Origin of the sequence: Nocardia sp. NPDC060249 (genome assembly GCF_042728755.1) — a bacterium.
Lineage (GTDB): Bacteria > Actinomycetota > Actinomycetes > Mycobacteriales > Mycobacteriaceae > Nocardia.
Genome location: NZ_JBHXAQ010000008.1, coordinates 37,984 through 58,683 on the forward strand (window position 1 = coordinate 37,984; position 20,700 = coordinate 58,683).

At 66.7% G+C, this 20,700-nt stretch carries 21 protein-coding genes and 1 pseudogene; 14 read left to right on the top strand and 8 right to left on the bottom strand.

Annotation, left to right across the window (positions count from 1 at the left end; genetic code table 11):
* The first annotated feature begins 71 nt into the window (after positions 1 to 71).
* The 3 genes from ACFWFP_RS25400 to ACFWFP_RS25410 all read left to right on the top strand — a co-directional run bounded on the left by ACFWFP_RS25400 (position 72) and on the right by ACFWFP_RS25410 (position 3,125).
* The gene (locus tag ACFWFP_RS25400; RefSeq protein ID WP_067457219.1) at positions 72 to 647 is read left to right on the top strand and encodes a TerD family protein; all 576 of its coding nucleotides are present in this window, start codon (positions 72 to 74) and stop codon (positions 645 to 647) included.
* 194 nt (positions 648 to 841) lie between these two features.
* A complete protein-coding gene (locus tag ACFWFP_RS25405) occupies positions 842 to 2,647 on the top strand; it encodes an alkyl/aryl-sulfatase (RefSeq protein ID WP_379298993.1) in 1,806 nt (601 codons plus the stop codon).
* 79 nt (positions 2,648 to 2,726) lie between these two features.
* On the top strand, positions 2,727 to 3,125 hold the full coding sequence (locus ACFWFP_RS25410) for a nuclear transport factor 2 family protein (RefSeq protein WP_379298995.1): 399 nt from the start codon (positions 2,727 to 2,729) through the stop codon (positions 3,123 to 3,125).
* On the opposite strand, the gene ACFWFP_RS25415 is transcribed toward ACFWFP_RS25410, so the two are convergent.
* Positions 3,112 to 3,558 (bottom strand): hypothetical protein, encoded by a 447-nt coding sequence (locus tag ACFWFP_RS25415; RefSeq protein ID WP_379298997.1) that lies wholly within the window; start codon positions 3,556 to 3,558, stop codon positions 3,112 to 3,114. The genes ACFWFP_RS25410 and ACFWFP_RS25415 overlap by 14 nt on opposite strands.
* Positions 3,559 to 3,744: 186 nt before the next feature.
* On the opposite strand from ACFWFP_RS25415, the gene ACFWFP_RS25420 reads away from it, so the two are divergent.
* From ACFWFP_RS25420 to ACFWFP_RS25445, 6 genes and pseudogenes are all read left to right on the top strand, one after another.
* A complete protein-coding gene (locus ACFWFP_RS25420) occupies positions 3,745 to 4,122 on the top strand; it encodes an SHOCT domain-containing protein (RefSeq protein ID WP_379298999.1) in 378 nt (125 codons plus the stop codon).
* A 53-nt stretch (positions 4,123 to 4,175) separates the two neighbouring features.
* Entirely contained in the window at positions 4,176 to 6,071 is a 1,896-nt protein-coding gene (locus ACFWFP_RS25425) for an alkyl/aryl-sulfatase (RefSeq protein ID WP_379299001.1), read from the top strand.
* A 172-nt stretch (positions 6,072 to 6,243) separates the two neighbouring features.
* Positions 6,244 to 6,531, top strand: a pseudogene (locus ACFWFP_RS25430) (SulP family inorganic anion transporter); the annotation flags it as partial.
* A gap of 97 nt (positions 6,532 to 6,628) precedes the next feature.
* Complete coding sequence (locus tag ACFWFP_RS25435) at positions 6,629 to 7,816, top strand: SulP family inorganic anion transporter (protein WP_379299003.1); 1,188 nt, start codon at positions 6,629 to 6,631, stop codon at positions 7,814 to 7,816.
* A 13-nt stretch (positions 7,817 to 7,829) separates the two neighbouring features.
* A complete protein-coding gene (locus tag ACFWFP_RS25440) occupies positions 7,830 to 8,276 on the top strand; it encodes a GAP family protein (RefSeq protein WP_379299005.1) in 447 nt (148 codons plus the stop codon).
* 19 nt (positions 8,277 to 8,295) lie between these two features.
* Positions 8,296 to 9,261 (top strand): DUF389 domain-containing protein, encoded by a 966-nt coding sequence (locus ACFWFP_RS25445; protein WP_379299007.1) that lies wholly within the window; start codon positions 8,296 to 8,298, stop codon positions 9,259 to 9,261.
* Positions 9,262 to 9,312: 51 nt separating this feature from the next.
* Here the strand turns inward: ACFWFP_RS25445 and ACFWFP_RS25450 are convergent, their stop codons facing one another.
* Positions 9,313 to 9,630: an SHOCT domain-containing protein gene (locus ACFWFP_RS25450; RefSeq protein ID WP_379299009.1), complete on the bottom strand. Its 318-nt coding sequence runs from the start codon at positions 9,628 to 9,630 to the stop codon at positions 9,313 to 9,315.
* A 12-nt stretch (positions 9,631 to 9,642) separates the two neighbouring features.
* Positions 9,643 to 10,065, bottom strand: a complete 423-nt coding sequence (locus ACFWFP_RS25455; RefSeq protein ID WP_379299011.1) for a DUF6325 family protein — start codon at positions 10,063 to 10,065, stop codon at positions 9,643 to 9,645.
* A 120-nt stretch (positions 10,066 to 10,185) separates the two neighbouring features.
* On the opposite strand from ACFWFP_RS25455, the gene ACFWFP_RS25460 reads away from it, so the two are divergent.
* Genes ACFWFP_RS25460 through ACFWFP_RS25470 form a run of 3 tightly spaced genes read left to right on the top strand, consistent with a single transcriptional unit; the run spans position 10,186 to position 13,192 of the window.
* Positions 10,186 to 10,842: a GAP family protein gene (locus tag ACFWFP_RS25460; RefSeq protein WP_378659675.1), complete on the top strand. Its 657-nt coding sequence runs from the start codon at positions 10,186 to 10,188 to the stop codon at positions 10,840 to 10,842.
* Positions 10,843 to 10,854: 12 nt separating this feature from the next.
* Entirely contained in the window at positions 10,855 to 12,540 is a 1,686-nt protein-coding gene (locus tag ACFWFP_RS25465; protein WP_379299013.1) for a SulP family inorganic anion transporter, read from the top strand.
* 28 nt (positions 12,541 to 12,568) lie between these two features.
* Positions 12,569 to 13,192 carry a DUF4203 domain-containing protein gene (locus ACFWFP_RS25470; protein ID WP_379299015.1) on the top strand — a complete coding sequence of 208 codons (624 nt, stop codon included), beginning with the start codon at positions 12,569 to 12,571 and terminating at the stop codon, positions 13,190 to 13,192.
* A 53-nt stretch (positions 13,193 to 13,245) separates the two neighbouring features.
* On the opposite strand, the gene ACFWFP_RS25475 is transcribed toward ACFWFP_RS25470, so the two are convergent.
* Positions 13,246 to 14,364 carry a PucR family transcriptional regulator gene (locus ACFWFP_RS25475; protein ID WP_379299017.1) on the bottom strand — a complete coding sequence of 373 codons (1,119 nt, stop codon included), beginning with the start codon at positions 14,362 to 14,364 and terminating at the stop codon, positions 13,246 to 13,248.
* 309 nt (positions 14,365 to 14,673) lie between these two features.
* Positions 14,674 to 15,312, bottom strand: coding sequence for a PadR family transcriptional regulator (locus tag ACFWFP_RS25480; protein WP_379299019.1), 639 nt, complete (start codon positions 15,310 to 15,312; stop codon positions 14,674 to 14,676).
* A gap of 117 nt (positions 15,313 to 15,429) precedes the next feature.
* Here ACFWFP_RS25480 and ACFWFP_RS25485 point away from each other — a divergent pair, with 117 nt between their 5' ends.
* The gene (locus ACFWFP_RS25485) at positions 15,430 to 16,368 is read left to right on the top strand and encodes an ATP-binding cassette domain-containing protein (RefSeq protein WP_379299021.1); all 939 of its coding nucleotides are present in this window, start codon (positions 15,430 to 15,432) and stop codon (positions 16,366 to 16,368) included.
* Complete coding sequence (locus ACFWFP_RS25490; protein WP_379299023.1) at positions 16,365 to 17,180, top strand: ABC transporter permease; 816 nt, start codon at positions 16,365 to 16,367, stop codon at positions 17,178 to 17,180. Before ACFWFP_RS25485 ends, ACFWFP_RS25490 begins: the two co-directional genes overlap by 4 nt.
* Positions 17,181 to 17,195: 15 nt before the next feature.
* Here the strand turns inward: ACFWFP_RS25490 and ACFWFP_RS25495 are convergent, their stop codons facing one another.
* The 3 genes from ACFWFP_RS25495 to ACFWFP_RS25505 all read right to left on the bottom strand — a co-directional run bounded on the left by ACFWFP_RS25495 (position 17,196) and on the right by ACFWFP_RS25505 (position 20,620).
* Positions 17,196 to 17,966, bottom strand: a complete 771-nt coding sequence (locus tag ACFWFP_RS25495; RefSeq protein ID WP_379299025.1) for a sulfotransferase family protein — start codon at positions 17,964 to 17,966, stop codon at positions 17,196 to 17,198.
* Positions 17,963 to 18,541 carry an adenylyl-sulfate kinase gene (gene cysC, locus ACFWFP_RS25500; RefSeq protein WP_379299027.1) on the bottom strand — a complete coding sequence of 193 codons (579 nt, stop codon included), beginning with the start codon at positions 18,539 to 18,541 and terminating at the stop codon, positions 17,963 to 17,965. Before cysC ends, ACFWFP_RS25495 begins: the two co-directional genes overlap by 4 nt.
* A gap of 135 nt (positions 18,542 to 18,676) precedes the next feature.
* Positions 18,677 to 20,620 (bottom strand): potassium transporter Kup, encoded by a 1,944-nt coding sequence (locus ACFWFP_RS25505; RefSeq protein ID WP_379299029.1) that lies wholly within the window; start codon positions 20,618 to 20,620, stop codon positions 18,677 to 18,679.
* Between the last annotated feature and the right edge of the window lie 80 nt (positions 20,621 to 20,700).

The following is a 20,700-nucleotide window of genomic DNA, read 5'->3' on the forward strand; positions in this document are numbered from 1 at the left end:
CGTTCAGAGTCGAACGCTAGGGTGTGGGCGTCGGCGCGCTTCGTGCCGCGATGATCAAGGGGAGATTCGATATGGGTGTCAGCCTGTCCAAGGGTGGCAATGTCTCACTGACCAAGGCGGCGCCGAACCTCACGGCCGTCGCGGTCGGCCTCGGCTGGGATCTGCGGACCACCACCGGCACGGACTTCGACCTCGACGCCAGCGCCATCGGCCTCGGCGCCGACAAGAAGGTGGTGTCGAGCGGGCACTTCGTCTTCTTCAACAACCTGAAGTCGCCCGAGGGCGCGATCGAGCACGCGGGCGACAACACCACCGGCGCCGGCGACGGTGACGACGAGACGATCAACGTCGACCTGGCCAACACCCCGGCCACGATCGACTCCATCGTGTTCCCGGTATCGATCTATGACGCCGCCACCCGCAACCAGTCCTTCGGCCAGGTACGCAACGCCTACATCCGCGTCCTCGACCGCAGCAACGGCGAGGAGCTGGCGCGCTACGACCTCTCCGAGGACGCGTCCACCGAAACCGCCATGGTCTTCGGCGAGCTGTACCGCAACGGCGCCGAGTGGAAGTTCCGCGCCACCGGCCAGGGTTACGCCTCCGGCCTGGAAGGCATCGCCCGCGATTTCGGCGTCAACCTGTAGCGGTGCCGGTCAGCTGCGGAACTTCTCGCAAGCCGGGAAGACCCGCAGCTGACCAGCCCAGCTTCTCAGCAGCCGGATTCTGCGGCGCGATGCCGCCCGACCGGCCCAATTCACCCGCGGCGGGTGAGGCGGTGTGTACCGCGGACACCGAGCATCGGGTGGACGGGTCGACCGAGCTGAGGAGCTGATTCGCGATGGCATTGAACTACGACGTTCGCACCGATTTCGAGAATGCCGATCGCGGGTTCATCAAGACCCTGACGCTTATGCGGATCGCCAAGGCCGACGGCACGGTCGTTTTCGACACCAGTGGGTACGGGTTCCTCGACGGGCCGTGTCCGGAAACGGTCAGCCCGAGTCTGTTCCGGCAGGCCCAGCTCTGTGTGAAGAACGGGCTGTTCGAGGTCGTGGACGGCATCTATCAGATCCGTGGTTTCGACATCTCCAATATGACGATCGTCGAGGGCGATACGGGCATCATCGTGATCGATCCGCTCATCTCGGCCGAGTGCGCGGCGGCCGGGTTGGCGTTGTATCGCGAGGAGCGCGGCGACCGGCCCGTCACCGGCGTCATCTACACCCACTCCCACGGCGACCACTTCGGCGGTGTCGACGGCGTACTGCCCGACGGTCGCGGTGACGTGCCGATTCTCGCGCCCGCCGGTTTCATGGCGGAGGCCGTGTCGGAAAACGTCTACGCGGGCGTCGCGATGACGCGGCGCGGCACCTACATGTACGGCATCGGGATGACGCCAGGACCCGAAGGCCAGTGCAGCACCGGGCTGGGTATCGAGGCCTCCCATGGCACCTTCGGCCTGATCCCGCCCACCGTCGACATCACCCACACCGGCCAGCAGGAGACCGTCGACGGCGTCCCGATCGTCTTCCAGATGACGCCGGGCACCGAAGCGCCCGCGGAGATGAACTTCTATTTTCCCCGCCACCGCGCCCTCTGCCTCGCCGAGAACGCGACCCACAATCTGCACAACCTGCTGACCCTGCGCGGCGCCCAGGTACGTGATCCGCGGACCTGGTCGCGCTACATCGACGAGGCGATCGAGATGTTCGCCGTCGACGCCGATGTGGCGTTCGCCTCGCACCACTGGCCCACCTGGGGTGCCGAGAACATCGTGGGATTCCTGTCGGTGCAGCGCGACCTGTACATGTACCTGCACGACCAGACACTGCGGATGATGAACGAGGGACTCAACGGCCCGGAGATCGCCGAACAGTTCGAGTTGTCGCCGAACCTGGCCGACGCGTGGAGCGCCCGTGGCTATTACGGCTCGGTGAGCCACAACGTCAAGGCGGTGTACCAGCGCTATCTGGGGTGGTTCGACGGGCACCCGACCTCGCTGTGGGAGCACCCGCGGACGGCGAAAGCGGTCCGCTACGTCGAGACCATCGGCGGCATCGACGCGGTGATCGAGAAGGGACGTGCCTACGCCGACTCCGGTGATCTGCGCTTCGCCGCCGAACTGCTCACCCACGCCGTGTTCGCCGAACCGGACAACAAGGCCGCGAAAGACGCACTCGCCCAGACCTATCGACAGCTGGGCTTCGGTGCGGAGAACGCCACCTGGCGCTGCTTCTACCTCACCGGCGACAACGAATTGCGGCACGGAATCCAGCGGACCGCGCTCGACCTCGGCGGTGGGATGGCGGCGGCACTGTCGGTGGATCAGCTGTTCGACTCGATCGCGATCCGGGTGAACGGTCCACGCGCGGCGAAGGATTCGTTTCGGATCGAGTGGCATTTCACCGACCAGGACTCCGTCGTGCGCCTGACCCTGTCCAACGGTGTGCTCATCCAGACGCCCGACCCGCGGTCCAAGGCCGATATCGACCTCACTGTCACGCTGACTAAGCCACAACTACTCGGCATCCTCGCGGGCAAGGGCTTGGCCGGGATCGACCACACCGGCGACCCCGGCGTCCTTCAGCGACTGTTCGGCCTCCTGGATACTCCCGACCCGAACTTCGCGGTCGTGACACCGTAGCCGCATCGCGGGTCAGGGCGGTGGCGGCGCGTTCCATTCGTCCAAGACTGCCGACAGCGCTCAGCCTTAGCGTTGCCGCATGGCAACAACACGAACGTCCCCCGATCGTGCGATCGATGAGCAACTCCTGGCCGTTCTCGACGAGTGGCAGGTGGCGATCGTCGCCAACGACGCGGACCGGATCGGTTCCTACATGGCCGACGAGTGGATCATGGTCTCCGAGAACGGCATCACCACCGCCGAACAGTTCCTGGCCTTCGTCCGCTCGGGCGACCTCACGCACTCGGCGATGGCACGCGCCGGTGAGCCCAGAATCCGATACCACGGCGAACTCGCCCTGCTCACGACCCGGGTCACCAATACCGCCCACTACCAAGGGACACGATTCGACGCCGACGAATGGACCACCGACGCGTTCCTCCACACCGACGGCCGATGGCACTGCGTGTTGACCCAGATCACCGCTACGAAGAAGTGACCATCGCGGGCACGGGGGCGACCTGCACGCTCAGACCCGGCCGGGGGTTCCAGGTGGAGATCGCCCAGATGACGACGAGGTCGATGCCGATGAGGATCACCGACCACCACGGGCAGTACGGCAGGGACAGGAAATTGGCGATGATCGAGAGGGCGGCCAGGCAGTAGGCGGCGATGCGGGCCCAGGTCGCGGTCAGAATCATCCCGACGGCGACGGCTACGAGGAGCACACCCAGCGCCAGGTGGATCCAGCCCCAGCCGCTGACGTCGAGCTGGTAGCTGTATTCGCTCGGGATCAGGAACATCTCGTCTGTGGTGACGTCGGCTATGCCGCGCAGAATGCTCAGTGTGCCCGCCACCAGGAGCATGATCACCGCGAGCATGGTGATGCCCGCCGCGAGGCCGCGCCGGACGGGTTGCGAGGTGATCGTCATGGATCCGACGGTAGGGCCGTGGGGCGGGACAGGCATCCCCCGCTCCGGGTGAAGTCGAGCGGCCGCTCGGACGGATTCACCCGATTCGGATGATGTGTGCGGCCGGTGTGCTCCGCCACGATGGCGGCACGGATGGAACCGTGACCACCGGCCGGTAGTCACGCATCACAGAAGTGAGGTCGAATCATGTCGTCGGTGTGGGACGTTCTCTGGGTCATCATTGTGAGCTTCTGCTTTGTCGCCTACCTGATGTTGATGTTCTACCTGCTCACCGATCTTTTCCGGGATCGGTCGACCTCGGGCTGGGTGAAAGCGGTGTGGGTGGTGTGTTTGATCCTGTTCCCGCTGCTCACCGGACTGGTGTATCTGATCTTCCGCGGTAGCGGCATGGCGGAGCGGACCGCCGAAGCGCAGAAGCAGGCGCGCACGGAGACCGACGATTACATCAGGCAGGCCGCGGGCACCAATTCCGCCGCCCAGATCGCCGACGGGAAGAAATTGCTCGACGCCGGAGCCATCACCGAGGCGGAATTCCAGCAGCTCAAGGCCAAGGCCCTCGCCTGAAATCCGCGAACGACTACGTAATCCGGCGTCGCCACAGAGAGGAACAGGATTCGATGACCAGTCAGCAGGGTGTCTCGGCCAGCATCGAAGCCAACAACGAGACGTTATTGCGCGCGCTACCGTTCGGCGACACACAGGATTTCGCCGATGCCGAGCGCGGCTTCGTCGCGGCGCTGACACCCGGGGTGGTGCACAACGCCGCGGGCAAGGTGGTGTGGGACATCGACGCCTACTCGTTCCTCGACGGCGAGTGCCCGCCCACCGTGAATCCGAGTCTGTGGCGGCAGTCGCAACTGTGTGTGAAGCAAGGCCTGTACGAGGTCACCGACGGCATCTTCCAGATCCGCGGATTCGATCTGTCCAATATGACGCTGGTCGAAGGTGACACCGGCGTGATCGTGATCGATCCCCTGATCTCGGAGGAGACCGCCGCCGCCGGGCTCGCGCTGTACCGCGAGCATCGTGGTGACCGCCCGGTGGCCGGGGTGATCTACTCGCATTCCCATATCGACCATTTCGGCGGTGTGAAGGGGGTGACCACCGAAGCAGAGGTCGCGGCGGGGCGTTGCCCGATCATCGCGCCGGTCGGTTTCACCGAACACGCGGTCGAGGAGAACGTGTACGCGGGCACCGCGATGGCGCGCCGCGCGGCCTACATGTACGGCGCCGCGCTTCCCCGTGGGCCGAAGGGAGCGGTCGGTGCCGGCCTCGGGCCGACCAATTCGCTCGGCACCCCGACTTTGATCTCGCCGACGGTCTACATCGACCACACCGGGCAGACCGTGACGGTGGACGGGGTGAGCATCGAATTCCAGATGACGCCGGGCACCGAGGCGCCATCGGAGATGAACTTCTACTTCCCCGACCGGCGGGCGCTGTGCATGGCCGAGAACGCCACCCACACCCTGCACAATCTGCTGACCTTGCGCGGTGCGCTGGTTCGCGATCCGCACGTATGGGCGAAATATCTCACGCAGGCGATCAACCGCTACGCCGCCCGCACCGATGTCGTGTTCGCCTCACATCACTGGCCGACCTGGGGAACGGACCGGCTGACCGAGTTCCTGTCGCTACAGCGCGATCTCTACGGCTACCTGCACGACCAGACATTGCGGGCATTGAACAAGGGCTCCACCGGCATCGAGATCGCCGAGGAACTGCCCTTGCCACCGGCTGTCGTGAACTCGTGGTCGACCCACGGTTATTACGGCTCGGTGAGCCACAACGTCAAAGCGATCTATCAGCGCTACATGGGCTGGTTCGACGGCAATCCCGCCACGCTGTGGCAGCATCCGCCGGTCGCGAGCGCCCGACGCCATGTCGAATTCATGGGCGGTGCCGGCGACGCGATCGCCAAGGCACGAAAGTCCTACGCCGAGGGCGACTTCCGCTGGGTCGCCCAGGTGCTGAACTACGTCATCTTCGCCGACCCCGGCAATGCCGAGGCGAAAGCGCTGCAGGCCGACACGCTCGAACAGCTCGGCTTCGGCGCGGAGAACGGCACCTGGCGCAACTTCTTCCTGATGGGCGCCTACGAATTGCGCAACGGCAACGTCGGTACTCCGCTGGCGACATCCTCGGCCGACATTTCCGCCGCCCTCTCCGTGGAGCAGGTGTTCGACGCGATCGCGCTGCGCATCGACGGCCCGCGCGCGTGGGACGCGAGGATCGTCATCGACTGGCGGATCACCGATTCCGGCACGGTGCACCGCACCGAACTGCGCAACGGACTGCTCGTGCACTTCGACGTCGAGGGCGACCTCCCACCCGCCCGGACGACGTTCGCGCTCACCGAAGCGGACCTGCGCGCGGCACTGCTCGGCGGCCAGGATCTGGCGACGATGATCGGCGACGGTCGGGTCACCGTCGAGGGTGACCCGAGCGAGCTGGCCGAACTGGTCGGCTACCTCGACGCCCCCGACCCGGATTTCGCGATCGTCACACCCTGATCCACCGGTCCGCCGTCGAAGGAGCTGCGATGGGCGCGATGCCGACGGTGCGGCGGTGGAGGCGTTGAGTGAGGTCGTGCGGCGGGTGCGGGGCTGGTTCGCGACCGAGCGGATGTCGAAAGCCGATGTCGTCGCGGGGATTCCGGGCGCGATCGGCGGGGTGCCGGACGGCATGGCGGCGGGCGTACTCGCGGGGGTGAGCCCGGTGCACGGGCTGTACGCGAGCATGGCCGGGCGATTCTTCGGCGGGTTCGGCACGAGCACGCAGCTGATGGTGATCACCACGACGAGCGCGTCCGCGTTGGCGGTGGGATCGACCCTGACCGATGTCGCACCGGATCAGCGCTCGGGCGCCATCGTGATGTTGACGCTGGTCGCGGGCGCGATGATGATCGTCGCCGCGATCTTGCGGCTGGGCAAGTACACCCGGTTCGTCTCGCATTCGGTGATGACCGGATTCCTGCTCGGCATCTCGGCCAACATCCTGTTCGGTCAGTTGCCGAGTCTGCTCGGGGCGCCGGTGCGGGGGGTCGATCGCGGTGGAGAAGGCGTTGCACGTGGTGCTGCATCCGCTGGACTTCGACTGGCGGGCCGCCGTGGTCGGACTGCTCGCGATGATCCTGCTCGTCGGGCTGGCGCCCACGCGGTTGCGCACGGTCGCCGCCCTGTTCGCCTTGCTCGTGCCGATGATCGTCGTGCTCGTTTTCGGCTGGAGCACTGTCGGCACGGTCGCTGACACAGGCGAGATTCCTACCGGGATTCCCCTGCCGCACCTGCCGGACCCGAGCACGCTGTCGCTGTCCATGGTCGCCGGGGCACTGGCGGTGACGCTGATCGTGCTGGTTCAGGGCGCCGGGGTGGCGGAGTCGGCGCCCAACCCCGGCGGTGCGCGCAGCTCGGTCGATCGTGATTTCACCGCCCAGGGCATCGGCAATGTCTTCGCCGGGTTGTTCCGCGGAATGCCGGTCGGTGGTTCGGTGGGACAGACGGCCATCAATCAGTCCTCGGGAGCGCGTGGCCGCTGGGGCGGAATGTGGTCGGGGCTCTGGATTCTGGTGATCCTGGTCGCGCTCGCCGGGGTCGTGGGCAGGGTGCCGCTGCCCACGCTGGCCGCGATTCTGATGGTCGCCGCCGCGCGTTCGATCGATCCGGACCGCCTCGTCGCCATCTGGAGCAGCGGCGCGATCTCACGGACCGCGCTGCTGGTGACCTTCTTCGCCACCCTGCTGTTGCCTGTGACGGCGGCGGTCGGTGTGGGGGTCGGCTTGTCGCTGCTGCTGCAGCTGAACCAGGAGGCCATCGACTTGAAGGTGGTGCGGTTGCGGGTCGACGGTGACCATCTCATCGAGGCCCGAGCACCGACCACGTTGTCCGACAAGGAGATCGTGATCCTCGATGTCTACGGCAGCCTGTTCTACGCGGGCGCGCGCACGCTGCAGGCGAAGCTGCCCGACCCCGACGACGCGCACGACCCGGTGGTCATCCTGCGACTGCGCGGGCGCACGAGCGTGAGCGCGACCTTCCTGCACGTGGTCGGCGACTACGCCCGCCGGCTGGACGCGCTCGGCGGCCGCCTCTACCTCAGCGGTGTCGACCCGCGCATTCGCGAGGTCTGGACCGACGACCTACTGCACGCGCAGGGTCTGCACATCGAATTCTTCCCGGCGACACGCACTCTCGGCGAATCGACCCTGGCCGCCTACGCCGATGCCGAGGTTCGGATCCAACGAGAGGGGAGGTCGTGATGTGGGCGGACTGATGGCATTGCTGTTGCCGGAGATCGTGGGGTTGATGGTGACACCGGGCGCGGTGATCGGCCGTGTCCTGCTGCTGCGCTCGCGCGACCCGATGCGCAACGCGTCGACGTTCGGGCTCGGGTTCCTGGTGGTCTATTCGGTTGTCGTACTCGGGGTGTTGAACCCGAATCTGTTCATCATGATGTCGGGAATGAGCGTGATCGCCAGCTCCGCCGTCGGTCTGGAGGCGGCGCTGTTGGCGACAGTGATCCTGCTGGTCGCGGCGGTCGTCGACTTCCTGATTCCGATCGGGATCTATCTGGCGATGGGCGAACGGGCCGAACACGGGCTGGCGGTCGCGCAGGCGTGGATGTTGCGCCACAGCCGGGTACTGACGTTGTCGGTACTCCTCGGATTCGGTGCTCTGTTCACCGCTCGCGGCATCGTCAACCTCGCCGGGCTGACGTGATTCTTCGGAAAGGACCGCCATGCTGAGCTTTCTGGTCCCGCAGGACCAACGTCGATCGCTGGACGAGCTGACCGACAAGCTGGATCTGTCGGTGGGCCAGGTCGCGTCGAAGCGATCGGCGTTCTGGATCATGCTGGTGATGTCGGCGGTAATCGCGATCTCCGGTGTCATCGGCGATTCCACCGCGACGGTGATCGGCGCGATGATCGTCGCGCCGTTGTCGATACCGATCCTGGGTGTGGCGTTGGGCGTGGTAACCGGTCGCGGGCCGTTGCTCGGGCGGAGTCTGCTGCTGGTCGTGGCGGGCATCGTGGTGGTGGTCGCGCTCGGCTTCCTCTTCGCACAGTTGCTGCCCAATCCGGTGAATGTGCTGTCCAACGCCCAGGTCGTCGGGCGGACCTCGCCGAAATTGATGGATCTGACCGCGGCGATGGCGACCGGTCTGGTCGCGGCGATCGCGATCACCCGGCGTGACGTGGGCGATGTGCTGCCCGGGGTGGCTATCGCGATTTCGCTGGTGCCGCCGCTCGGGGTGGTCGGGGTGTGTTTGGGGTCGCAGGCGCCCGCGCTGGCCGGCGGCGCGTTCGTGCTGTTCGCATCGAATGTGATCGCGATGATCATCACGTCGACGATCGTGCTGCTCATCGCCGGGTACGCGGGTGATGCCGATCCGGCGACGATGCGGCGGGGCAGGGCCTACATGGTCCTCGGCGCGGCGCTGGTGCTGGTGGCGATCCCGATGGTGCTGAACTCGCTGTCGACCCTGTGGGCTGGTCAGATCGCCGACGCGGCCGACGACTGGCTCCGAGACACACCGAACGCGCAGGTCATGGACGTCACACTGCACAGCGATATCGCGACCGTCGCGGTGCTCGGCCCCGCGCAGTTGCCGCCGCGCGAGGAGTTGCAGCGGAAGGTGGACGAGCTCGTCCCTTGGGACCCGAAGGTGGTCATCATCCACACGGTCGGTGGTCGCGTGCAGTGACCACAGTGCGACGCCCCCGGCACCGGGCCGGGGGCGTCGTGCGCGGGGAACTCAGCTGAGCAGTTTGGCTTTCGCGGCGGCGAATTCGGCGTCCGACAACGCGCCAGCGGAATGCAGCTCGGCCAATTTGCCGAGCTGAGCGACGGTGTCGTTGCCCGCGCTCGGGGCGGCGGGCGGTGGGGGAGCCTGTTGCGGCGGCGGCGGAGGCGGTGCCTGCTGTTGGGCGTAGGCCTGTTGTTCGGCGGCCCGCTGCGCTCCGCGCCGGTTCATCGCGTTAGAGGTGGCGGTCGCGGTGCCCGCGACGACCGCGGTCCTGGCAATGGTGCCGATCAGTCCCGGTCGCCCGACGCGACCCCGGCGAAGTGGCATGACGATTCCTTCCTAGGCGAGGGCGAGCGCGGCGTCGACGGCATCGCGGGGTACCTGCACGTGCAGCGCGACCTCGCCGTCGGCCGCGCGCACCGCGCCTGCCAGGCGCAGCGCCCACGTTTCCTCGAACACGATGACGACAGCGGTCGTTCCCGGTTCCATCGACGCTCGGACGACGTCGAGGTCGTCGTCACTGACGAGGTCGATGTCGGCCGCCGTCAGACCCGTCAGACCCACGGCGGAGATGTCGTCGTCGATCTCACGTTCGGTGACGGCGCCCGCGTCGTCCATGGACAGCACGATCAGATCGAGCAGCGTGACCGTGCCTTTCGCGACGATTTCGGCCAGTGCCGCGGACACGGATTCGTCGATCTCGGTGCCGGGAAAGGTGAGCACAAGGAATTCGACCGGTCCGAGCGTTGCTGGTGATCCCATGGCCGAATCATGCCGTCGCCGGTGGCCGGGCCGCTTCACCCGATTCGGATGAAAACAGGCGCGCGCAGTTCACCCGGAAAGTGTGAGGCGCGCCGGTATCGGCCCGCTTAGCGTCGTGGCATGGGCTCAGTAATCGGCGGTCTCTTGCCACTGGCAGTGGGTGTGGCCGTCTCGCCGATCCCGATCATCGCGGCCATTCTGATGATCCTGTCGAAGAACGCGGGCGGTGCCGCGAAGGGTTTCGCCGTGGGGTGGGTGGCCGGAATCCTCGTCGTGACCGGTGTGATGACACTGCTCGCCGGGACGCTGGGCGGCACGGACAGCGAACCGTCGACGGGCGCCTCGATCGTGAAGATCATTCTGGGCGTCGCGCTGGTGGTCCTGGCGGTGATCCAGTGGCAGGAACGGTCGCAGACCGAGGTGCCCGGCTGGATGAAGGCGATCGACACGCTCACGCCGGTGAAGGCCCTGGGGCTGGGAGCGCTGCTCTCCGGCGTCAATCCGAAGAATCTGCTGCTGTGTGTGTCGGCGGGTGTCGCGATCGGGGCAGGCGGTCTGAGCGCCGGGGGAGACCTGGTCGCGATCGTGGTGTTCACCTTGCTTGCCTCGGTCACCGTCTTGGCCGTGGTCGTCGGGTACATGCTCGCGGCCGACAAACTCGGTCCCATGCTCGACAGTCTGCGGGAATGGTTGCAGCTCAACAACCATGCGGTGATGGCGATCGTGCTGTTGATCATGGGCTCGGTGGTCGTCGGCAAGGGCATCGGCGGGCTGTAGCGAGGAGGAAACGTGGCGCTGTCGATACCACCGGTGTTCGAGTCACTGCACGGCTATCGGCGGGCGTGGCTGCGACCGGATGTGATCGCCGGTCTCACGGTGTGGGCGGTGCTCGTGCCCGAAGCGCTGGCCTACGCGTCGATCGCCGGCGTGCCGCCGGTGGTCGGCCTGTACGCGGCGGTGCCGTCACTGGTGCTCTACGCGCTGGCGGGCAGTTCGCGCCACCTGGTGGTCGGCCCGATGTCGGCGACCGCGGCACTGTCGGCGGCGATCATCGCGCCGCTCGCGGGCGCCGACAACGGCCGCTATATCGCGTTGACGGCCGCCCTCGCCATCGCGACCGGCCTCGTCGGTCTGCTCGCCGGTCTCATCCGGCTCGGCTTCATCGCCGCGTTCATCTCCGAACCGGTACTCAAAGGTTTCATCGTCGGACTCGCCCTGGTCATCATCATCGGCCAGGTGCCCAAGCTGCTCGGCGTCGGCAAGCACGACGGCAACTTCTTCGAGCAAGCGTGGGGCGTCGTCACCGAGCTGGGCGACATCGAGTGGCGCACTGTGACGGTCGGCCTGATCAGCCTCGCGCTCGTGCTCGCACTGCGCCGCTGGCTGCCGTTCGTACCAGGCGCGTTGGTGGCGGTGGGATTCGGCATCCTGGTCGTGACGGTGTTCGGACTCGAGGACAAAGGCGTCGCGATCGTCGGTCATGTCGACTCCGGACTGCCCGCGCTCGGCATGCCGTCGGGGGTGTCCTTCGGTGACTATCTCGATCTGCTCGGACCAGCCGTCGGTGTCCTGCTGATCGGCTTCGCCGAGGGGCTCGGCGCCGCGAAAACCTATGCGGCCAAGGCGGGTTACCCCATCGACCCGAACCGGGAGCTGATGGGACTCGGTCTCGCCAATCTCGGCTCGGGGGTGAGTTCGGGGATGGTCGTCAACGGCAGCTTGTCGAAGACGGCGGTCAACGGCGGCGCCGGGGCGAAGACCCAGCTCAGCGGGCTGATCGTGGCCGGTCTCACCATCCTCACCCTGCTGCTGTTGACCGGGTTGTTCGAGAAACTGCCGGAAGCCACCTTGGCGGCGGTCGTGATCGCGGCCGTCGTCGAGCTGGTCGACATCGCCGCGCTGCGCCGCCTCTACCGGGTCTGGACCCACATGCTCGCCAGCATCTACGGCAAGGCGGCGCGCGCCGACTTCCTGGCCGCGATGGCCGCGATGCTGGGCGTGCTGGTCTTCGACACGCTGCCCGGCCTGCTCATCGGTATCGGCGTGTCGATGCTGCTGCTGGTGTATCGGGCCTCGCAACCGCATGTGGCCGAGCTCGGCAAGGAAGGGTCACTGTGGGTGGCCGTCGTCCGGCACCCGGACGCGGCCACGCGCCCCGATCTGCTGGTCGTCCGGGTCGAATCGGGGTTGTTCTTCGCCAATTCCGACTATGTGAAGGACCAGATCGAAGGGCTGTGCACCGACCGCACCCGGATGGTCGTCCTCGACGCCGAGACTTCGCCGTCGGTCGACGTGACCGCTGCGGCGATGCTGCTCGCCCTGCGCGACACCCTGGCCGCCCGCCGCATCGGGTTCGCCATCGCGCGACCGGTAGCCCAGTTCGGTGACGCCCTCGGCTCGGCCGAGCACGGTGACGTCCCGGTCCCGATCTATCCCACCGTCGCCGCCGCGGCCGCGGCACTGTCCGGGTCATGAACGTGCTCGCCTGCCGAAAGGAACACAGATGAACGGCATTCTGGTCGCCCTCGTCGGAGCGCTGTTGTGCTTCTACGGGATTCGCTCGGTCCACCTGGGCTTGCTCGCGATCGGGTTCGGTCTCGGCTGGCTGATCGCCGACCTGTTCAACGCGAGCTTCTGGTGGCTGCTGCTGGCCGCGCTGATCGGCGCGGTGTCGGTCTGGGTGGTCACCTCGCTGGTGTTCCGGTTCGCCGCCTATTTCATCGGCGGTCTCACCGGCGTGATGATCGGCACCAAGCTCGCGACGGTGCTGCAGCCCGGCGACAAGAACGTCGCCCTGAGCATGATCGTCGCGCTAGCGGTGGGTGTGTCGGGCGCGTTCCTGGCACAGAAGTTCCGGGCTCGCGCACTGCTGTGGTTGACCTCGATCGGCGGCGCGAGCATGGTGTGCAGCGGTGTCGCGCGGTTCAGCGACTCGCTGTCGTTCCTGCGCGACCCCGAGCCGGGCTGGCAGCAGGTCACCGCCACCCTGGCCTGGGTGGGCCTGTCGGTCGTCGGCTGGATCACCCAGCGCCACCTGTTCGCCGAGCAGCTCGGCATCCAGCACCTGGCCGGTGACGACGACGAGCCGGACATGAGTGACCGCAACGGAGGCTGGCCCACGAGGTGATCACCCGGGCGGTTGACGTCGGCCCGCGACGTGGCGGCCGGGCAGGCGAGGCACTAGACAACCGTGTTGTCGGACCGGGCCACCGATTGGTAGTCGCGCACGACCAGCGCGGATTGCAGGAGCCACAGGAGCTTGGGATCGTGGGCACTGAGTCCCACGAGGTCGTAGATGCGCCGGAGCCGGTAGTCGACGGTGTTCGTGTGGACATGGGTTGCGCGTGAGGTGAGTCGGCGGTTGAGGCCGTTGTTGATATGTGCGCGCAGCGTGCTGATCAAGTCCGGAAACTCGGCAACCGGGTCGAGGAACGATGCGAGACGATCCCGTCCAGGTCCTGGCCGAGTCAGTTGATACTCGACGGCGAGGTCTTCGATCTGGTACATGCCCGGTGGGTAGTGGAGTCTTGTCGCCACATCCAACAGTTCGTGTACCTCCTCGACCGTCGAGGGAATCCGATGTCGGTCGGCGGTGATCCCCACCACGGTGAGGGACGTCGAGGTGACCATGTCGCGGATCTTCTCGGTGGCGAAGGATTCCGGCACCAGAATTGTTGCGCCGAACCGGGATTCCAAACCCGGAACGGGCTGCCCGAATCGTGTCTCCAGCATCGCCCGGAAGTCGCGCGGTGACACCGCATCGCGCGCGGACCGATCCGCGGCCACCGCGAGCACGTGGTACCGCTCATCGGGCGGTGCTCCGTGCTCGCGGGTGGCTCTGGTCGTGTAGCGGCCACTGAGCAGAGTGCGCGCCACGGACGCGCCGTGATCGCTGTGGGGCGGTGCGACCTCCATATAGATCGTCGACACCGTGGCGGTCACCGAGCTCAGCGCGTCCATCAGTCGACGAACGTCGTCGAAGGGCGCGCAGTGGGCTTGGAGGTCGTCCAGGTGCAGACGGAATCCCGCGTGCACGTGCTGCTGCACAGTGTCGAGGGGGACACCGATGCTCGCCCAGCGCGCGACGGCCGGACGAAGACGCGGCATCCGGACGCTGTGGTGTGTCCGCTCCGCGCTGGACACCAGTGCCAGGCAGTCGGCGACCATGGCGCTGATCTCCTCGCGCAAGACATTTCCCCGTCGGCTACGGCGCGGGATGGTCTCGAGAATCTTGTGCGCGATCCGATCGGTCGCCGGCGAGAGTTGCGCGGTGGACCCGAGTTCGACGTCGCTGGTCATCGGGGGCTCACGGTGTGCCGCCGCCGGCCGTGCTCGACCGCGTCTGCCTCGATGAGCGCGTCGGCGACGGCGGTCTGGCGCATGTGCTGCTTCATTGCAGGCATTTCGACAATTCCTATCTGATCGACCGCACACCACCGATCCCGGTGACTCGGACCACGAACGGGCGACAGTGTGATGCGTATCGCTTCGTGGTGGCGGCAAGAGAAAGTCTGTAACCGATCGGTATGCGCCGTCACTGCACTGAGGTCCAGAGTCGGCAAAGGCGACCTTGTGGTCGGTGCCAAACTCTGCTCAGCCGGGAATTCGTCAGCGGAGGTCGTCGGGGTGGGGGCCGGTCCCGAACGGATTCGGCTCGTCCTCGGCGAGGATGCCCACGAAAGGTTCGCCCTCGTCGGCGAAGGTGTAGGCCCCGCCTTCGATACGGTCGATCAGGCCGCGAGTCCAGACTGCTTCGCTGTCGGCGGAGTGCACCCACATGTTCATGATCTCGCCGATGTGCCCGAGCTGCCCCGGCCCCTGCTCCGGCGTGTAGTACTCGGTGACCGAGGCACGCCACTGCTCGAGGCCGATGATGCGTTGCTTCAGGAGTGCGACGGCCTCGTCGCGCGGTAGGTCGACGATGAACCCGATGGCGGCCGAGATCATGTCCATCTGCTGGTCGTAGGAGGTCAGGGCCTCGCGTAGCAGTGCGCGGAATTCCTCGGTGCCCTTGTCGGTGATCTCGTATTCGACGCGGGGTGGACCGCCGACGGTGCTCGGGGCGACCTCGTGCGCGACGAGCAGTCCTTGCTTGGCCATCTGCTTGAGCGCGTGATAGATCGAGCCGGGCTTGGCGTTGGACCATTCGTGCGCGCCCCAGAATTCCAGGTCGTTGCGCACCTGATAACCGTGCGCTCGTCCGTGCTGACGGACCGCGCCGAGGACCAGCAGCCGGATCGCTGACATGGACGTCTCCCTTCCGAGCGAGTGCGATCAAAATAGCAGTATTCAAGTTTGACTAACCGGACCGGCCCGGGTACCTTGGCGCCTAGTCAAATTTGATCACTGGTGATGGAGGATGTTGTGACTGACCACGATCTCTCGATCGTCGTCGAGGGCCTGCGCAAGAAGTACGGGGCGAAGCAGGCCCTCGACGGACTCGATCTCGCTGTTCGAGCCGGGACCGTGCACGCGGTACTCGGCCCGAACGGCGCGGGAAAAACCACGGCCGTGCGCATCATGTCCACGCTGCTGCGCCCCGAGGCCGGGCGAGTCGAGGTGGCGGGCATCGATGTGCGCACGCGCGCCGACGAGGTGCGTGCCCGAATCGGTCTGCTCGGCCAGAGCGCGGCCGTCGACGAGGAACTCAGCGGGCGACAGAACCTGGAGATGTTCGGGCGTCTGTACCACCTCGGCGCGCGGCGCGCGGGTACGCGGGCCGACGAACTCCTCGCGCGATTCGGTCTCGCGGACACCGGCAGGAAGGCGGTCAAACAGTACAGCGGCGGTATGCGGCGCCGGCTCGACCTGGCGGCGTCGCTCATCTCCGAACCGCAGGTGCTGTTCCTGGACGAACCGACGACCGGGCTCGATCCCCGCGGCCGCGCCGAGGTGTGGAATTCGGTGCGTTCCCTGGTCGACGGCGGCACCACCGTGCTGCTGACCACGCAATACCTGGAGGAGGCCGATCAATTGGCCGATCAGATCTCGGTGATCGACCACGGGAAGGTCATCGCGGAGGGCACCGCCGACCAGCTGAAATCCAAGACCGGCGGCGACCGCATCGACGTGGTCCTGCACGACGCCACCCACCTGGCCCGCGCGGCCGCGCTCATCCCCGGCGAGGCGGTGGTGGACGAGGATCGGCGCATGGTCAGTGCCGCGGTCGGCGACCGGATGGTGGCGCTCACCGAGACGGTCCGGGCGCTGGAGGCCAACGGCATCGAAGCCGAGGACATCGCGATCAGACGGCCGACGCTCGACGAAGTCTTCCTGCAGCTGACCAAGGAGGTCGCGGCGTGAGCACGACATATTCGACGAACCAGCCGAGTTCGACACTGAGCACGGCGATCACCGATTCCTGGACGATGACCAGACGCGAGCTGGCGCACTGGGCCCGCCAGCCCGTTCAGGTGGTCATCGGGCTGGTGTTCCCGGTGATGCTGTTGCTGATGTTCAGCTACCTGATCGGCGGCGGGCGTGGCATCGACGGTGACTTCAAGGATTATCTGGTCCCCGGAATCCTCACCATGACAATGGCTTTCGGTCTCGAGGCCACCATGCTCGCGGTGACCCAGGACCTCGGCAAGGGGGTCATCGATCGATTCCGCTCGATGCCGATGAACTCGGCCGCGGTCCTGGTGGGTCGCAGCGTCGCCGACATGCTGCAGTCGGCGGTCGGGCTGATCGTGATGATCGCGGTCGGATACGCGATCGGCTGGCGCTGGCACGACGGTGCCGCCTCGTTCCTGGCGGCGGTGGGGCTGTTGTTGCTGTTCCGGTTCGCGATGTTGTGGATCGGCATCTATTTGGCGATGGTCGCGGGCAAGCCCGAACTGGTGCAGGCGGTGCAGATCCTGGTCTGGCCGATCAGCTTCCTCTCCAATGCCATCGCCTCGCCCGAGTCGATGCCGTCGTGGCTGGGAGCGGTCGTCGAGTGGAACCCGATGTCGGCGACGGCCACGGCAGTGCGCGGCCTGTTGGGCAATCCGGGTGCGGTCGGGGACTCCTGGGCGGGCGCACACGCCGAGATGCTGGCGGTGGCGTGGCCGCTGGCCTTGATCGCGGTGTTCTTCCCGCTGGCGGTGCAGCGGTTCCGGAGTCTGAGCCGCTAGCTCAGCGTCGAGCGCCTACGGACGGGCCGGGTAGCCCCACTCTCGGCAGGCAGGCCTGAGTGCGTCCGGGATCGTCTCGTCGGCGGGGAGGGTCCGCGCGGGCTGGATGGCACCGGAGCGGATGGTGTCACTCCAGTCGCCGATGCCGCGCACGTAGCTGCCGTGGTCGAAACGGCCGTAGTCGAGCATCGAGGGTTGCCACTCGACGTCGAGGAATTGGCACAGGCCGCGCACGGTTTCCTCGGGGCGGTGGGTCAGGTCCTCGTAGCGGATCTCGTGGCCGTGGAGCGCCGCCCTGGCCTCGTTCATCGCCGCGACGAACTCCAGAGTCCGCCGCACCGGGTCGATCTCACGGCGATCCGCCCAGGCGCGGCTCAAGGACTCGGCGATCTGGACCGGGTGGCGCAACAGGAACACATAGCGGGCGTCGGGCCAGCACGCGGCGATCCGTCGCCAGGTCAGTACGCTGCTCGTCGTCTTGTTGACCATCCGGTCCTTCCCGCTGCGTTCCAGTTCGTGGTGCAGGAGGCGGTCCCAGAGGAGATGTTCGAGCTCGCGGATCGTCAGGCCGAGCGCGTCCAGCGAGATGCTGGCGTAGCGCTCGGTGATGTCGTCGGCGGCCCACTCGAGTTCCTGGACGGTCAGCAGGTTCAGGTGCAATTCGTGCGGGGCGTGGATGCGCGCATGGCTGTCGAGGACCGAACGCAGCAGGGTCGACCCGGATCGGGGCGCGGACAGGATGAAGATCGGCGCGGGCACGAGTCGGTTCGCCGTCGCCTGCTTCACGGTCGCGGGCTCGGCAGCGGGGCGGTGATCAGGCCCCGGCGGATCAGGAGTTCGAGTACGTGGTCGGCGGATTCGGCGATCGACTCGGCGGTGGTGTCTATCCGCAGGGCGGGGAGCAGTGGTTCCTCGTAGGCCGCGTCGACTTCGGTGAGCTGAGTGAGCTCGCCTCGGGACCGGCGCCCGTACAGCCCTTTGACGTCGCGTTGTGCGCAGGTCGTGAGCGCGGTCGCGACGTGGACTTCGGCGAAGTCGAGGCCGGCGTCCTCGTGGCGGTCCCGCATCATCGCACGATCGGCGGAGTACGGCGCGATGGCTGCCACGAGGACGAGCACGCCGTGCCCGGCCAGCATCAGCGCGAGAGTGGTGATCCGGCCGAGGTTCTGTGTGCGGTCGCCGGGGGTCAGGCCGAGTTCGGGCCACAGCCGCCCGCGCACGTCGTCGCCGTCGAGTACCTCGACCGGATGCCCCGCGGCCGCCACACGGTGCCGGGTGGCGGCGGCGATGGTGGATTTTCCCGAACTGGGCAGCCCGGTCAGCAGAACTGTCCCGCCCGGTCTACAGGGCCCGTCATTCATCAGACATTTCTGACAGGGTGAAATTATGTGGGGGTATCGATTGCGCGATCTGTGCGTAAACGACTGCCACCCAATGGAATTCGTCCAGGGACGATAGTGAATTCGGTGCTACCGATAGTGAATCGGTGTGCTCACTCAGACTTCGATATGCGAGCCCATGATGACCGTGCGATCTCGTGGCAGGGCGAAGTAGTCGGCGGCATCGGCGGTGATGTGGGAGGTAGCGATGAACAGCCGTTTGCGCCACGTGGCCATGGTCGGCTGGTCGCCGCGGCGGAGTTCGATCTTGGAGACGAAATAGGAGGCCCGCTCGAGATCGAGTCTGCCCTCTGTCGCCGCGACGTCGAGATACCGCAACGCCGCGGGGATATCGGGACGTTCGGCGTAGCCGTAGCGGGCGGTGACGTGGATGATGCCGTCGTCGCCGTGGCCGAGGGGGTCGATGGCGAGCCGTTCCGCGAACGGGACACGGGGCACCGGTTCGGTGGCGATGCTCACGATCGCGATGTGCTGGTGCCGGACATGGTTGTTCTCCACATTGGCGCGCATGGCCAGCGGGGTCGTCTTCTTGCCTCGGTTGAGGAAGATCGCCGTGCCGGGAACCCCGAATGTCCTGGGTCGCCCGGCGCGCAGTTCGTCGACGAACTCCTGGAGCGGGCCTTCGCGTTGCTCGCGTGCCGCGGTGACGATGTCGCGGCCGCGCTCCCAGGTGGTCATCACCGTGAACGCGACGACACCGATGAGCAGCGGCAACCAGGCGCCGTGCACGATCTTGGTGAGGTTTGCCCCGAGGAACAGGAGATCGATGCCGAGCAGCGGCACCGCGCCGAGCGCGAGCAGCCAGATCGGGGTCTGCCACCGGGCGCGGGCGACGTAGAAGAACAGCAGTGTGGTGATGGTGATCGTGCCCGTGACCGCCATCCCGAACGCGTAGGCGAGGGCGTGCGAGGTGCGGAACGCGAAGACCAGGGTCAGCACCGAGACCATGAGCAGCCAGTTGATCCACGGGACATAGATCTGACCGATGGTGGAATCGGAGGTGTGCACGATCCGCAGCCGCGGCAGGTAGCCGAGTTGCGCCGCTTGGGAGGCAACGGAGAACGCGCCGGTGATCACGGCCTGCGCGGCGATGACCGTCGCGGCGGTGGCCAGCAACACCATCGGGAGCCTGCCCCAGCCGGGGACGAGCAGGAAGAACGGGCTGGTGATGGCGGATGAGTCGGACAGGATCAGCGCGCCCTGGCCCATGTAGCTGAGCATGCAGGCCGGGAACACCAGAAACAGCCAGCCCCGGGCGATCGGGCGCCGCCCGAAGTGGCCCATGTCGGCGTAGAGCGCTTCGGCGCCGGTCACCGCGAGGACTACTGCGGCGAGCGCGAAGAACGCGATTCCGAAGTGGCCGAAGAGAAATCCCACCGCGTAGGTGGGCGAGATCGCCTTCAGGATTTCCGGGTTGTCACTGATGCCCGCGATCCCGCACACCCCGATCGCGGTGAACCACGCGATCATCACCGGCCCGAACAATCGTCCGACGACGGCAGTTCCTTTGCGCTGCACCAGGAACAGTCCCACGATGATCACCGCGGTGATCGGGATGATGAAATCCTCGAATGACGGTTCGACGACCTTCAGTCCCTCCACCGCCGAGAGGACCGAGATCGCCGGGGTGATCATGGAGTCGCCGAAGAACAGTGACGCTCCGAAAATGCCGAGTGCCGCGAGAAATGCCGCCGTCCGCTTGCCGCCCGGCGCGCTCCAGCGGCGCAGCTGGGTGATCAGCGCCATGATGCCACCCTCGCCGTTGTTGTCGGCACGCATCGCCAACGCGACGTAGGTGACGGTGACGATCACGGTCACCGACCAGAAGATCAGCGAGACGATCCCGAACACGTTCTCCTGGCTCACCGGCACCGGATGTGGGTCTGCGGGGTTGAACACGGTCTGCAGGGTGTAGATCGGGCTGGTGCCGATATCGCCGAACACCACGCCCAGTGCGGCGACGATCGCGGCGAGGCGAACAACCTCACGGCCCGTCCCCGGCCCGGTGACGGTCGACGTGGACGGCGGCGATGCGGTCACTGTTTTCCTTCCGTGGACGAGCGCCCGACGGCGGGCCGCCGTGACACTATCCGCTGCGGCGGTGAATTCAAGCGCCGACG